This is a genomic window from Halosimplex rubrum, from assembly GCF_013415885.1.
GTDB lineage: Archaea > Halobacteriota > Halobacteria > Halobacteriales > Haloarculaceae > Halosimplex > Halosimplex rubrum.
Genome location: NZ_CP058910.1, coordinates 710,271 through 724,158, shown reverse-complemented (window position 1 = coordinate 724,158; position 13,888 = coordinate 710,271). Strand labels below are relative to the sequence as shown.

The 13,888-nt window shown below is 69.1% G+C and carries 13 protein-coding genes; 5 read left to right on the top strand and 8 right to left on the bottom strand.

Annotated features, from left to right (window positions below):
* Positions 1-217 precede the first annotated feature (217 nt).
* Positions 218-1,996 carry a Cdc6/Cdc18 family protein gene (locus HZS55_RS03680; RefSeq protein ID WP_179910397.1) on the top strand — a complete coding sequence of 593 codons (1,779 nt, stop codon included), beginning with the start codon at positions 218-220 and terminating at the stop codon, positions 1,994-1,996.
* Between the two features lie 36 nt (positions 1,997-2,032).
* On the opposite strand, the gene HZS55_RS03675 is transcribed toward HZS55_RS03680, so the two are convergent.
* Entirely contained in the window at positions 2,033-3,070 is a 1,038-nt protein-coding gene (locus tag HZS55_RS03675; RefSeq protein WP_179910396.1) for a S26 family signal peptidase, read from the bottom strand.
* Positions 3,071-3,231: 161 nt separating this feature from the next.
* Between HZS55_RS03675 and HZS55_RS03670 the strand changes: the two genes are divergently transcribed.
* Positions 3,232-4,893, top strand: coding sequence for a DNA-directed DNA polymerase II small subunit (locus tag HZS55_RS03670; RefSeq protein WP_179910395.1), 1,662 nt, complete (start codon positions 3,232-3,234; stop codon positions 4,891-4,893).
* A gap of 59 nt (positions 4,894-4,952) precedes the next feature.
* Here the strand turns inward: HZS55_RS03670 and HZS55_RS03665 are convergent, their stop codons facing one another.
* Together HZS55_RS03665 and HZS55_RS03660 are read right to left on the bottom strand one after the other, a co-directional pair.
* Positions 4,953-5,249 carry a hypothetical protein gene (locus HZS55_RS03665; protein ID WP_179910394.1) on the bottom strand — a complete coding sequence of 99 codons (297 nt, stop codon included), beginning with the start codon at positions 5,247-5,249 and terminating at the stop codon, positions 4,953-4,955.
* A gap of 109 nt (positions 5,250-5,358) precedes the next feature.
* Positions 5,359-5,655: a hypothetical protein gene (locus tag HZS55_RS03660; protein ID WP_179910393.1), complete on the bottom strand. Its 297-nt coding sequence runs from the start codon at positions 5,653-5,655 to the stop codon at positions 5,359-5,361.
* A gap of 191 nt (positions 5,656-5,846) precedes the next feature.
* Between HZS55_RS03660 and HZS55_RS03655 the strand changes: the two genes are divergently transcribed.
* Positions 5,847-7,139 (top strand): O-acetylhomoserine aminocarboxypropyltransferase/cysteine synthase family protein, encoded by a 1,293-nt coding sequence (locus HZS55_RS03655; RefSeq protein ID WP_179910392.1) that lies wholly within the window; start codon positions 5,847-5,849, stop codon positions 7,137-7,139.
* 6 nt (positions 7,140-7,145) lie between these two features.
* On the opposite strand, the gene HZS55_RS03650 is transcribed toward HZS55_RS03655, so the two are convergent.
* The 4 genes from HZS55_RS03650 to HZS55_RS03635 form a co-directional block, all read right to left on the bottom strand.
* Entirely contained in the window at positions 7,146-7,835 is a 690-nt protein-coding gene (locus HZS55_RS03650; RefSeq protein ID WP_179910391.1) for an HAD family hydrolase, read from the bottom strand.
* Between the two features lie 81 nt (positions 7,836-7,916).
* A complete protein-coding gene (locus HZS55_RS03645; protein WP_179910390.1) occupies positions 7,917-8,390 on the bottom strand; it encodes a GyrI-like domain-containing protein in 474 nt (157 codons plus the stop codon).
* A gap of 346 nt (positions 8,391-8,736) precedes the next feature.
* Positions 8,737-10,986: an ATP-dependent DNA helicase gene (locus HZS55_RS03640; protein WP_394353550.1), complete on the bottom strand. Its 2,250-nt coding sequence runs from the start codon at positions 10,984-10,986 to the stop codon at positions 8,737-8,739.
* A 93-nt stretch (positions 10,987-11,079) separates the two neighbouring features.
* Positions 11,080-12,042: a cation diffusion facilitator family transporter gene (locus HZS55_RS03635; protein WP_179910388.1), complete on the bottom strand. Its 963-nt coding sequence runs from the start codon at positions 12,040-12,042 to the stop codon at positions 11,080-11,082.
* A gap of 120 nt (positions 12,043-12,162) precedes the next feature.
* Here HZS55_RS03635 and HZS55_RS03630 point away from each other — a divergent pair, with 120 nt between their 5' ends.
* Positions 12,163-12,714, top strand: coding sequence for a metallophosphoesterase (locus HZS55_RS03630; RefSeq protein WP_179910387.1), 552 nt, complete (start codon positions 12,163-12,165; stop codon positions 12,712-12,714).
* Positions 12,715-12,893: 179 nt separating this feature from the next.
* Here HZS55_RS03630 and HZS55_RS03625 read toward each other — a convergent pair whose 3' ends face one another.
* A complete protein-coding gene (locus HZS55_RS03625; RefSeq protein ID WP_179910386.1) occupies positions 12,894-13,523 on the bottom strand; it encodes an ArsR/SmtB family transcription factor in 630 nt (209 codons plus the stop codon).
* A gap of 184 nt (positions 13,524-13,707) precedes the next feature.
* On the opposite strand from HZS55_RS03625, the gene HZS55_RS03620 reads away from it, so the two are divergent.
* A complete protein-coding gene (locus HZS55_RS03620) occupies positions 13,708-13,860 on the top strand; it encodes a DUF7859 family protein (RefSeq protein ID WP_179910385.1) in 153 nt (50 codons plus the stop codon).
* Positions 13,861-13,888 lie beyond the last annotated feature (28 nt).

Below are 13,888 nucleotides of genomic sequence, written 5' to 3'. Positions count from 1 at the left end.
GGCGATTCGGTCGTCGCCGCGGGGCTCCCCGCGATAGTCACCGAAATATTTAATATCGTATCAACCACGGGTTCTTGTGGTTCAACTGGACTCGCCGCTCTCGTCGGAATCGACGGAACGCGGTGATATCATCGGTATGAGTCGCGCTCCGCGGGTGCGCGACGGCACTTCCAGACGAAACAGAGGGGTTCGGTATCGCGGTACTCGAACGACTACGATGAACGGGGACGACACAGACCAGGACACGACGCTCGATTCACAGCGGTTCGTGGATGGGGCGGACGGAGACGACGAACAGCTACCCTCGTCGGCGGGTGGGGACGGAACGCGACCGGAACCCGACGCCGAGGAGGAGTCGGCGGACCGGGAGGAGTCGGCCGACGGGACCGAGAAGCCGACCGCCGGAGGCGAAGAGTCGACGGACGACGAGCCGCTCGATCCCGAGACAGCGGACCCCGTCGACACCGACTCGGCGTCGCCCGTCCGGGACGGCGTCGATTCGTCGGGCGTCGATGTCGACTCCGGGAGCGGCGACGACGTCGACTCGTCGGTACTCGACGAAGTGATGCTCGACGATGTCGGGTCCGAGGACCCCGAGGAGGCCTCCCAGGGGCTGTTCGACGACCTGCTGGCCGGCGATCCGATCTTCGAGAACAAAGAGGTCCTCCGCCCCTCCTACACGCCGCGCAAGCTCCCCCATCGCGAGGAGCAGATCAACAACATGGCGACCATCCTCGTGACCGCCCTCCGCGGGGATTCGCCCTCGAACATCCTCATCTACGGGAAGACGGGGACCGGCAAGACGGCCAGCGCGAAGTTCGTCAGCACGGAGCTCGAATCGACCTCCCAGAAGTACGAAGTCCCCTGCGAGGTGGAGTACATCAACTGCGAGGTCACCGACACGCAGTACCGCGTGCTCGCCCAGCTCGCAAACAAGTTCATCGAGAAGAACGAGGCGGTCATCGACGAGGAACTCGACGACCTCGAAGACTTGCGCGAGCGCGCACACGAGGACCCGACGGTGCTGGCCGGGACGGAGTACGACTCGGTCGCCGCCGTCGAAGACCGCATCGAGCAACTCGAGGACGACCGCGAGTCGTTCGAACAGGTCCCGATGACCGGCTGGCCCACCGACCGGGTGTACAGCACCTTCTTCGACGCCGTCGACTACCACGAGCGGGTCGTCGTCATCATGCTCGACGAGATCGACAAGCTCGTCGAGAAATCGGGCGACGACACACTCTACAACCTCTCGCGGATGAACTCCGAGCTGGAACGCTCGCGCGTGTCGATCATGGGCATCTCGAACGACCTGAAGTTCACCGACTTCCTCGACCCCCGCGTCAAGTCCAGCCTCGGCGAGGAGGAGATCGTCTTCCCGCCCTACGACGCCAACCAGCTGCGGGACATCCTCGAACACCGCGCCGAGGTCGCCTTCGAGGGCGACGCGCTGACCGACGACGTGATCCCCCTGTGTGCGGCCTTCGCCGCCCAGGAACACGGCGACGCCCGCCGCGCGCTCGACCTCCTGCGGACCGCCGGTGAACTCGCCGAGCGCGACCAGACCGACGACGTCGACGAGGACCACGTCCGCAAGGCCCAGGAGAAGATCGAACTCGACCGCGTCGTCGAGGTCGTCCGTACCCTTCCCACCCAGTCGAAGCTGGTCCTCTTCGCCATCATCATGCTCGAGAAGAACGGCGTCCACAACATCAACACCGGCGAGGTGTACAACGTCTATCAACGGCTCTGCGAGGAGATCGACGTCGACACCCTCACGCAGCGGCGGGTCACCGACCTCATCTCCGAACTCGACATGCTCGGGATCGTCAACGCGGTCGTCGTCAGCAAGGGCCGGTACGGGCGCACCAAGGAGATCTCCCTGTCGGTGCCCATCGACGAGACCGAGGCCGTGCTCCTCTCGGACTCGCGGCTCTCCGACATCGAGGACACCCAGCCGTTCGTCCAGACCCGCTTCGACAACGACTCGAGCTGAGCCGGTGAACTGTCCCTCGGAACTCAGGACTCGCCTTTACCGAGCGGCTGCGCTCCGATTCACTGCGCTCCGATCCGCCGTGCCGGTCGCGAGCGTCGTACCGGTGGTCGCCGCGCGACTGCCGCCGAGACACCGCTCGTTCCGCAGGCGGATACACCCGAGCTTCGGGACGCGGACCTCGGCGGTGCCGACGACCCACTCGGGTTTGACCGGTGCGCTCAGCGGGTCCGCCTGCGCCTGGTCGTACCCGCCGTTGGCGTCGCCTTTCGTGATGAACCCGGCGTGCGGTGCCGGGCAGTACGGCAGCGCCTCGTCCGGCGACTCCCCGCACTCGCTGAAACGGCCGATCGACTGTCGATCGGCCTCCTCGTACCAGTTCTCGCCCTCCTCGACGTAGAACATCGCCCGGTGGATGATCGGCGTGGTCCCGTCGTTGCCGTCGGGCTTGTAGACGATCACGTCCCCCGGGCGCTGGAACATCGTGTAGTCGGTCTCCCGTCCCGACTCCAGCGTGACGATACCGCTGCCGGCGACTGCGCCGTCGCCGGGGAACCGCTGTTCCTCCATCACGAACACCAGGTCGCCGGTCTGCATGTGCGGCGCCATGCTCGAACTCTCGATGGCGACCATCGGGGGCCACACCCCGCTGACCGCGAACAGCAGCGCGCCGACCAGCAACACCGCCAGCGCGCTCGACACCACGTCCACCACGAAGGTCCGCACCCCGCTGCGTTCGGTGGTCTCACTCTCGTCGCCGTCGCGGTGTCGAACCGGTGGCGCGTCCGCCGTCGGCTCGCCGCCGTTGACGGCGACGCCCGCCTCCGTTCCGCCGGCCGCGCTCTCACCCGTCTCCGGAACTCCGGTCCGATCCTCCGGCCCTCGCTCCCCGTCGGCCTCGGCGTCCCGACCCTCGTCGACGCCGGTGTCTTCCCGGTCGGACGATGCGCCGCCCGGTCGCTCCGGATCCGTGTTCCCGTCGTCGAGAGCACCGTCGTCGGCCTCGCCGGAGCCACTACCGCGGACGGGTCCGTCGGGGGACTCGGAGGGCGACTCGTCGTCGCGGGGCGGACTCATTGCCAGCCCGTTGGGTCAGTGGGCGTTTGAATGTTCTGACCCGCATCCGCCCGGTCCCGTCGGTCGATTCCCGTTCGCGGCGGGATCGGTTCGGGCGAGCGCCCCGCTCCGCCGGCCGACGGGTTCGCTACGCTTTTGCGGACCGCCGCCGATCACCGACTGTGCCGCTCGAGACGCCGGTCCACGTCGCCAACGAACTCGCCAGGCGGGGCTACAACGCCGAACCCGAGGCGGTCACCCTTCTCGCCTCGACCTCCGACCCGGCCGGCGCGCTCGACCGTACACTCGAAACGGTCCCCGACGACGCCGTCGTGCTCACCGCCGACCACGTCAAGGAAGCCGTCGAGACCCGTTCGCGGTCCGGTGGTTCGTCGGCTCGGGCCGACCCGGAACCGACCGCGGACACCACCACGGAACCCTCCACGGAAGACCCCTCTGTTTCAACTGGAACGGGCGCCCCGAAATCGTCGGACGGTGATGCGGACGCTGCAGTCGAAACGGGGGGGTCCGCAGGGAGGGGGGACGGCGTCGCGCCCGCTGAGAGCGAGGCGGCGACGGCCGACCCGGGTTCGGCGGACGCGGCGGGGGCGACCGGTGGCGGACGGACGCCGGCCGACCCCACGAAGCAGTCGGTCGCCGTCGAGGGCGACATCCAGAGCACGGGAACGGGCGAGTACTCCGATTTCGTCGCGGTGTTCCGCGACCGCTACGAGAAGCTCTCGAAGCAGTTGCGCGGGCGGGTCAACCACCGGCCGACCGACGCCATCGAGTCGATGCCGGGCAACAGCGAGGCCGCGATGGTCGGGATGGTCTCGGACATCCGCTCGACCGCCAGCGGTCACTGGCTGGTCGAGCTCGAAGACACCAACGGGACGTTCCCGTGTCTGGTGATGAAAGACCGCGACATCGCCGACCTGGTGAACGAACTCCTGCTCGACGAGGTGATCGCGGTCGACGGGACGCTCGCCGACGACGGCGGCATCCTCTTCGTCGACTCGCTGTACTTCCCCGAGATCCCGCGCACCTACGAGCCCTCGACCGCCGACCGCGAGGTCGAGGCGGCGCTCATCAGCGACGTCCACGTCGGCAGCCAGGAGTTCGAGGCCGACGCCTGGCACCGCTTCACCGACTGGCTCCACACCGCCGACGCCGACCGGGTCGAATATCTCCTCATCGCCGGCGACATGGTCGAGGGCGTCGGCGTCTACCCGAACCAGGACGAGGAACTCGACATCGTCGACATCTACGAGCAGTACGAGCGATTCAGCGAGTACCTCAAGGAGGTGCCCGGGGACGTGGAGATCGTCATGATCCCGGGCAACCACGACGCGGTCCGCCTGGCCGAACCCCAGCCGGCCTTCGACGAGGAACTCCGGGATATCATGAACGCCCACGACGCCCGCATCTCGGGCAACCCCTCCACCGTCACCGTCGAGGGCGTCGACGTGCTGATGTACCACGGCGTCAGCCTCGACGAGGTGATCGCCGAACTGCCCGACGAGAAGGCCAGCTACGACGAACCCCACAAACCGATGTACCAGCTGCTGAAGAAGCGCCACGTCGCCCCGCAGTTCGGCGGGCAGACCCGTCTCGCCCCCGAGGAGGAGGACCACCTCGTCATGGAATCGGTGCCCGATGTCTTCCACACGGGCCACGTCCACAAGCTGGGATACGGCAAGTACCACAACGTCCTCGCCATCAACTCCGGCTGCTGGCAGGCCCAGACCGACTTCCAGAAGAGCGTCAACATCGACCCCGACGTGGGCTTCGCGCCCATCGTCTCGCTGGACACGCTGGACCTGCGCATCCACGACTTCGAGTAGGGCCGCGCAGTACCGAGAGTGAGACGGGTGCGACGCCGTCGTTTCGGGTCGAGCCGGTCTCAGCCGAGCAGCGGCGTCTCCTCGCCGGCGACGACGAGGACGAGACCGACCAGCGCGGCCACCGGATACGCGGGGTGTGCGGCGGCGAACTCGACCAGCGCCGTCGCGGCGCCCACGTCGGCGACGACCGGCGCGGTGTTCGCCGTCGACTGGCTGTGGATCGAGAGCCCGTGGGACGTGCCGATACTCGCGGCGGTGACGGTCGCCGAACAGACGATCGTCACCAGCCCGGCGATCCGAAGCGTCTGCCCGTCGAGCACCGTTCCCGTTCCGGCTTCGCCACCGAGTCTCGCCATCGAGCGTGTGCAGGCGTCACGACCGCATAAATCTACGTCAGACGCGGTCCGGGTCGGTGGCAGATCGACCGGTCCAAACCGCCGCGGGGACACCCGTCGATTGACCGGCTTAGCTCCCGATCAGCGGCGCTTCATCGCCGGCGGCGACGAGAACCAGTCCGACCAGCACCGCGACGGGGTAGGCCGGATGGGCGGCGGCGAACTCGACGAGGCCGGCGACCGCTCCCGCGTTGGCGGTGTAGGCCGCGGCCACACCGGTCGCGTTGGCGCCGCCCAGCCCGTAGTCCGTGGAGACGCTGGCCGCGGCGATACCGACCGAGAGGGCGATCATGAGGCAGCCGACGACCCGCAACACGTGCGCGCTGACGGCCGTCACCAGCCGCGATCCGATCCCGGAGGAGCTCATTACCGGATACGAACGGCTTCCAGTGACTTAACTGCGCGTTACACGGGACGGTCGGCGTCCGCGGGTGAGCCCCCGTCAGTTCGGCGGCGAACCCGTTCGGTCGGCGCGAAATCCTGCCGCGATCGCTGACAGCGCGCGGGTCTCGCCGCGCTGAGGGGAACTTATGTGGTCGGCGGGCGTGGGTTCGGGGTATGTCCGACGACTGGGACCCGGCGACCAAAGCACTGCACGTTGGCCAGGAGGAACCCGACGCGGCGACCGGCGCGCGCGCGCCGCCGATCTATCAGACCACGAGCTACGTCTTCGACGACGCCGACGACGCCGCCGAGCAGTTCGCCCTGGAGAAGCCGGGTCACATCTACTCGCGGCTGATGAACCCGACGAACGCGATGCTCGAAGAGCGCATCGCCTCCCTGGAGAACGGCGCCGCCGCCATCGCCACGTCCTCGGGGATGGCCGCGCTGAACCTCGCTACCTTCATGCTCGCGGACGTGGGCGACAACGTCGTCACCGCGTCGTCGCTGTACGGCGGCACCTACACCTACTACACGCACACGGCGCCGCGGATGGGCGTCGAGGCGCGGTTCGTCGACACGCTCGACTACGAGGCCTACGAGGAGGCCATCGACGACGACACCGCCTACGTCCACTTCGAGACCATCGGCAACCCCGCGCTGGTGACCCCCGACATCGAACGCATCGCCGACATCGCCCACGACCACGGCGTCCCGCTGTTCGTCGACAACACGTTCGCGACGCCGCATCTCTGCCGGCCGCTCGACCACGGTGCGGATCTGGTGTGGAACTCCACCACAAAGTGGATCCACGGCCACGGCACCACCGTCGGCGGCGTCCTCGTCGACGGCGGCTCGTTCCCCTGGGACGAGCACGCCGACTCCTTCCCGGAGATCGCCGAGCCGAACCCCGCGTATCACGGCGTCAACTTCCGCGAGCGCTTCGGCGACGCCGCGTTCACCTACGCCGCGGTCGCCCGCGGCCTGCGCGACCTGGGCTGCCAGCAGTCGCCGTTCGATTCCTGGACCACCATGCAGGGTCTGGAGTCGCTGCCCATGCGGATGGACCGCCACTGCGAGAACGCGATGGCCGTCGCCGAGCACCTCTCCGACCACCCTGAGGTCTCCTGGGTCACCTACCCGGGCCTCGACGACCACGAGACCCACGGCGAGGCGAGCGAGTACCTCGACGGCGGCTACGGCGGGATGATCACCTTCGGGCTGGAGGCTGGCTACGACGCCGCCCGGACCACCGTCGAATCGACGGAGATCGCCTCCCTCCTGGCGAACGTCGGCGACGCGAAAACGCTGATCATCCACCCCGCCTCGACGACCCACCAGCAACTGAGCGACGAGGAGAAGGCCGCCGCGGGCGTCACCGACGACATGGTCCGCCTCTCGGTCGGGCTGGAATCGGTCGACGACATCGTCGGCGACCTCGACCAGGCGATCGACGAAGCGACGAACTGAGGCCGGTCAGTCGAGCACGTCTTCGCCCTGCAGCACCTCGTGGAGGTCTTCCATCGTCTCGACGATAGTGTCGCAGGCGGGCGCGACGGCCGGTTTTGGGTCGAAGCCGACGGCCAGCCCCGCGACCTGCAACATCGGGAGGTCGTTGGCGCCGTCGCCGACGGCGACGGTGTCGGATCGGTCGGCGCCGACGACCGCGGTCAGCACCTCCAGGGCGTCGTCTTTGGTCCCCTCGATGAGCGGCCCCTCGACGGTGCCGGTCAGCGCTCGCGGGCGTTGCCCGCTCGCGTCTTCCGAGGCGCTTCGCGCCTCGCTCTCCCCGTCGGCGACCGGGAGCCGATTCGCGACGATGGCATCGACCTCGACGCCCTCCGTTTCGAGTGCGCGGGCGACCCCGCGCTCGAACCCGCCGGTGAGGATGGCGACGTAGACGCCGGCTTCCCGCAGCGCCGCGATCACGTCGGCGGCGCCCGGCCGCAGTTCCACCTGGTCGAAGGCGGCCTGTGCCTCCTCGTCGGGCAGATCCTCCAGCAGCGCACAGCGCTGGCGGAGGCTCTCGGCGTACTCGATCTCGTCGTTCATCGCCCGCTCGGTGATCGCCGCCATGTCGTCGGCGGTCCCGTTTCGCTCGCCCAGCAGGACGGTCATCTCCGAGTCCGAGAGCGTGCCGTCGAAGTCGAACGCGACTACGGTCATTGCTCGTCGGTTCGCCACGGGGGGATTCAAAGCCCCCGATTTCGGGTGGACGAGCGCCCGTCGGGTGCCGGAGCGGCGGCGTCAGTACTCGTCGTCGTCGCGGACCGGGACGTAGATCTCGCGGTCGGCGGTCGCGGTCGGGTCGCGGCCGGAGTCGTAGCGCTCGAAGACGGGCGCGGGTACGTCGTCGTCGCGGTCGCCGTCGAGTTCCTCCTCGTGGATCTCGACGACCATCTCCTCGACGGACTCGTACTCGGGGTGGAGGACGGCGTAGGTCGCCTGCGGGATCTCGACGGCCGTCAGCTCCGCCGAGAGACCGTCGGTGTCCGCGACCTCGCGGCCGGCGACGTAGGTGAACTCGCCGCTGTCGGCGTCCACGTCGAACATGACGGCGTAGCGGTCGGTGCCGACCGCGGCGTCGTCGAGGTCGTCGGCGTAGTCGTCGATCGAGTCCCACAGCGCGGCCTCGTCGACATCGGTCCCGCGGTGGGCGACGCCGGCGACCGTGAAGTTGCCGTGCCGTTCCGTCTCGGGCTCCTCTGTGTCGAGTACCATAGCGTGGCGTCGTTGGGTCGGGCCCGGCTTACGTATCCGGAATCGGGGGACCACTCCGCGAACAGGTCGCGTCCAGACCGGGGTGACCCGCAACCTGCGCTTGCGAGTTCAGCCGTCCGAACGGGACCGCCGTCTCGTCGCTGTCGGCGCCCGGGTCGGGTAACTCGACCTTACGGCCGCGGCGGCTCGCCGTCGTAGCCGTCCACGTCCTGATGAGACCACCTTTTTCGCCGGGGGTCGCTCGCTTCGCTCGGGACCACTCGGCGAAAAACGTGGGCGAAAAGGCCGCGTCTCGCTCCGCTCGGCGCGGCGAACCGCTCGCTTCGTTCGCGGACGAGGTGTCTCCCTACGGTCGCGGCGGCTCGCCGTCGTAGCCGTCCACGTCCCGATAGAAGTTCAGCAGCGCGAACTTCAGCTTCCCGGGCTCGACGTCGACCATCTCGCGGCGCTCCTCGGGCGGGAAGGTGGTGCGGACGGAGTAGTCGGACATCTCGACCTCCGAGCGCTCGGTGTAGCGCCGGTCGAGCAGGATCCGGGCGCCGAAGTCCTCGGGCGAGCGGACGACGCGGCCGAGCGCCTGGCGGGTCTTTCTGACGGTGGGGATCTCGACGGCGTAGCGCCAGCCGGCGCCCTCGCCGTCGTCCCGGCCGCCGCCCGACCCCGAGCCGCCGCGACCCGCGTCCCCGTCCTCACCGAACTCTGCGTCGTAGGCCTCCTGAACGGCCTCCATGCGGTCGTCGAGGTGAGGGTAGGGGACGCCGACGACGGCGACCGTCCGGGCGTCGTCGCCGTCGAAGCTCACCCCTTCCGCGAGGGTGCCCCACAGCGACGTGAACAGGACGGCGTCGTCGTCGTCGGTGAACCGCTCGCGCAACTCCTTGGCCGAGGTGCCCGGGCGGTCGAGGTAGGTCGCGCCGCCGGTGTCGACGCGCTGGTGGTAGCGCTCGGCCTCGGCGTAACTCGGGAAGAAGGCCAGGGTGTTGCCGGGCGTGAACCGCGCGGCGTCCTCCAGCGCGCCGGCGACGGTCGATTGGACCTGCATGTCGTCGCGCTTGCTGGCGAACAGGGCCGGCCCGTCGACGGCGTAGGTCCGCCGGCGCTCCTCGGGGAACTGCGGGCCGTAGGCCAGCGTCTCCGGGTCGTCGAGGCCGAGCACGTCCTCGGTCACGTCGAACGGCCGCAGCGTCGCGCTCATCAGCACGCCCGCGTGCAGGTCGCCGAACAGATCGGCGGTCACCTGACTCGGGATGCAGGTGTACAGCTCCGCGCGGCCGTAGATCTCGCCGGCCTCCCGCGGCCCGCCCTCCTCGGCGCGGCGGACGCTCACGACCGGGTACTGCCCCTCGGCGGCCGACTCGTCGAGCCACGCCTCGACGAAGGTGGCGGCCTGCAGCGTCTGGCACTCCTGGCGCGTGGTCGTCTCCCCGTTCTTGTAGGCCTCCTCGTAGGACTGGTCGAGTTCCCGCGCCAGGTCCAGCGTCCGGTCGAGTTCCTCGTGAAAGCCCGGTCCGGAGTAGTTCTGTAGAAAGGCGAGGGTCAACTCGTCGCGGGCGTCCTCGTTGTCGATCGACAGGTCGTACCAGTCCTCGCCGACCCCCTCGCGCTCGCCGAAGCCGAAGGCCTCGTCGTAGGCGTCGACCAGCGCCCGCCGGAAGGTGTCGAGGACGTTCAGCGCCCCCTCGGCGCGGGGGTCCTCGGCGCTCTCTAGCTCCTCGACCGCCTGGTCCAGCGTCGTCTCGGTGAGCGTGCGCCGGGCGTGGTCGCGGGCGGCGTCCTCGACGTTGTGGGCCTCGTCGAAGACGGCGATCACGTCCTCCGGGTCGCGGCCCAGCCACCGGAAGAACTGCTCGCGGATCATCGAGTCGAGCAGGTGGTGATAGTTGCAGACCACGAGATCGACCCCCTCCATGCCCTCCTTGAGGAGTTCGTAGCCGCACATGCCCTCCCGTTCGGCGTAGCCGTACACGTCCTCGGGCGTGCGCACGTCGTCGTAGAGCCACCCGTAGAAGGCGTCGGTGTCGGCGGTCAGGTTCCGGTAGTAGTGGTCGCAGACGTTCCGTTCCTCGCGCAGTTGGTCGATCTCCGCCTCGACCGACTCGAGTTCGTCCATCACCGCGCCGCGGGCGTCGGCCGCCTCGGCGCTGCCGTCCTGGCTCTCCTCCAGCAGCGCGCGCTGCTGGTCCTCCAGTTCGGCGCGGTTCTCCTCGGCGTCGACGAGTTCCCGGGTCGTATCGCGCAGCGCCTGACACTCCTCGTAGCCCACGTCGATGTGACACATCGACGCCTTCCCCTGGAAGACGACGGCGCGGATGGGCTCCTGGTCGGTGATAGCGGCCGCTTCGCGGACGAACTGGCGCATCTGCTGGTGGACGTTGGTCGTGATGACGACCGTCTTGCCCGTCTCGCGGGCGTACTCCAGCGCGGGCGCCAGCGCCGAGAGGGTCTTGCCCGTCCCCGTCGCGCCCTCGAAGAGGACGTTCCGCCGCTCGTCGAGCGCGTCGTAGATGGTCCCCATCGCCTCCGTCTGGTGGTCGTAGGGCTGGTCGTAGGGGAAAAAGCGCAGGTAGTCCGGATCCGGGTCTGACGCACTCGCCACTGTGGACATCTGTTTGCGCGCCCGGGTAAAAGCCCTGGCCCCACCGCGGCGGAAGTGGAACGGTCGCGACCACGATGGGATCGGCCGGAGCGCTCAGACCTCCGGTTCGAGGTAGACGGTGCGGACGCTGGCGTTGGCCGACTTCATCGCCTCCTCGATCTCGGTGATGGTCGCGTCGAGGTCGGTCCCGTCCAATCCGGGATGGAACTCCACGTCCGTGGAGACGACGATGCGCTCGGGGCCGAAGTAGACGGTGCGGAAGTCGACGATGCGCTCGACCTCCTCGCGGTCCTCGACGATGGCTCGGAGCCTTCGCTCCTCGTCGGCCGGGAGGCTCTCGCCGAGGATGAGCCGCTTGTTCTCCCAGGCGAGCGCGACGGCGAAGCCCATCAGCATGACCCCGATGAGCAGGGCGGCGATGGCGTCGTAGATCGGGTCGCCGGTCTGCTGTTCGAGGAAGACGCCGGCGAGCGCCAGCCCGAGTCCGATGAGTGCGATGGTGTCCTCGGTCAGCGCCGTGAGGGTGGTCACGTCGCTGGTCTTGCGGAACGCCTCGCGGAAGCCCGACCAGTCGTTCTCCTCGATCTGAGTCTTCATGCCCGCGTAGGCCTTCCTGAACGCCCAGCTCTCGAAGGCGATGCCCAGCAGGAGCACCGTGTAGTTGACGAGGATCGGGTCGAACCCCGGCGGCTGGAAGGAGAGCCAGAGGAACTCGACGGCCTCGCCGCCCCCGCCGTGGCCGCCCGACCCGAACAGCGCGTTGAACCCGTGTTTCGCCGACTCCCAGCCGGCGATGCCGAACAGGAACACCGAGACCAGGAAGGCGTAGAAGAACTGCGCCTTGCCGTAGCCGAAGGGGTGGCGCCGGTCGGCCTCGCGACCGCCGTAGCGGAGGCCGATCAGCAGGAACACCTGGTTGCCGGTGTCGGAGATGGAGTGGTACGTCTCCGAGAGCATCGCGGCGCTCCCGGTCAACAGGAAGCCGGCGAACTTCATGATCGCGATGGCCCCGTTCGCGATCAGCGCCGCCATCACGACCGACTTGCTCTCTGCCATTGTCCGAGCCACTCCCGGACCAATCAAAATCCTTGGGTTTTCGCGGGTGACGGCCGGCCAGAGCGCGCGGGCGAGGGCGCGAGCCGAGGGAGTCTTCGGGCGGGGCCGCGAACTCGGGGTATGATCGCGGTCGTCTCGGACACTCACGGTACCGGCGGGCACCGACTCGAAGGGCGAACGCTGGAAGCCGTCCGCGAGGCGGAGCTGGTGATCCACGCCGGCGACTTCACCACGGAGGCGGTGCTCGACGCGTTCGAGGCGGAGACCGGGACCGAACGCGGCGGCGACGGTGGCGGCGCGGAGTTCGTCGCGGTGTACGGAAACAACGACGGCCCGGAGGTCCGGGGGCGGCTGACGGCGGAGCGGACCGTCGAGCACGCCGGCGTCCGGTTCGTCGTCGTTCACGGCCACGAACACGACGACACGTCGCTATCGCTGCTGGGGCGCCAGGAGCGAGCGGACGTCGTCGTGGTCGGGCACTCCCACGAGCCAGGGCGGCGACGGGTAGGGGCGGTCACGGTCCTGAACCCCGGGAGCCACGCCGACCCGCGCTGGTACCGCCCGGGCCACGCGGAACTGGAACCGACCGGGGAGGGGGCGACCGGCCGGCTGGTGGCGCCCGACGGGGAGGTCTTCGACGAGTTCGACCTCGCCGCCACGGGGCGGGAGTGACGACGGGCCGAAGCGGAGCGGGTCGAAGCGGGGCAGGGCGGGGCGGCGTGCATCCGTCCCTTCGACGGGGACGGAAAAGTAGCCGGCGGAAACTCAAACGGTCGTTTCACCGTCCGCCGGCGAGCGGACGCGTCCTGGCGTGTCGGACGGCGCTCAGCCCCGGACGTACCGGACGGCGCTCAGCCCCGGACGTACCAGACGGCGAAGGCGCCGGCGAGCACCGCGGCGCCGCCGAGGAAGAAAAAGGCGCCCGGTCCCAGTCCCTCGACGACGCCGGTCGAGGCGGCGGGGACGCCGGCGGGCGTCGGGGTATGGGCGGCGGCCGCGGCGCCCTCGCCGGCCGCGTCGGACCCGGCGCCCAGAGAGGGGAGGTCCCGGCCGGCCAGCGCCGAGACGACGAGGCTGACGACGGCGAGCAGGCCGACGGCGCCGAGCAGTCGCGAGAGGGCCGTCCTGATGCTGGTCGACTTCTCCTGGTCGCCGGCGAAGATGACCAGCGGCTGGTCGGCCGGGGCGTAGACGTCCATCTCGCGGCCCTTCTGGGAGTAAGCCGTGTCGACGACTTCGACGGCGCCGGCCTCCTGTAGGTTCTCCAGATGGTACTGTGCGTTCTGCAACGAGGTGTCGACCCGTTCGGCGAGCTCCGCCGGCGGTGCGGGGGACTCGTGGAGTTCGCCGAGGAGGCGACGGGCGGTCTCCGAGGAGAGGGCAGAGAGGAGGTCGTCGGCGTCGTCGCTCTCGACGCCGACTACCCGCGGCTCCGCGTCCTCGGCCGCGGTGGTGTCGGGTTTGGAGGGCAGCAGCGACATCTCACGTCGCGCTTTGGTCCCCTGCAGTATCAGTCTTACCACCTGACAGACGCGCCAGGCGTCGTTCGTCGAGGTTGGCGGCGCTATCGCCACCCCGCCGACGGTTCGGCGCTGTCCCCAGCGGGCGCACCGGGGACTGTCGCCGTGCCGAAACCTCTTTGCCCGGTGGCGCGGTAGCCGGCGTATGCAGATCGGTGATCTGGTCTCGTGGTTCTTCGAGGACCCCGTTCTCGTGGCCATCGTCGCGATCATCCTCGGGTTCGTCTTCCTCGTCTACCTGTTCCTCCGCCGGACCGCCCAGGGGTTCAAAGAGGGCATGGACCGGGGCCGGCAGTAGCGGCGTCCGCGCGTCTCGTCGGTCGGCT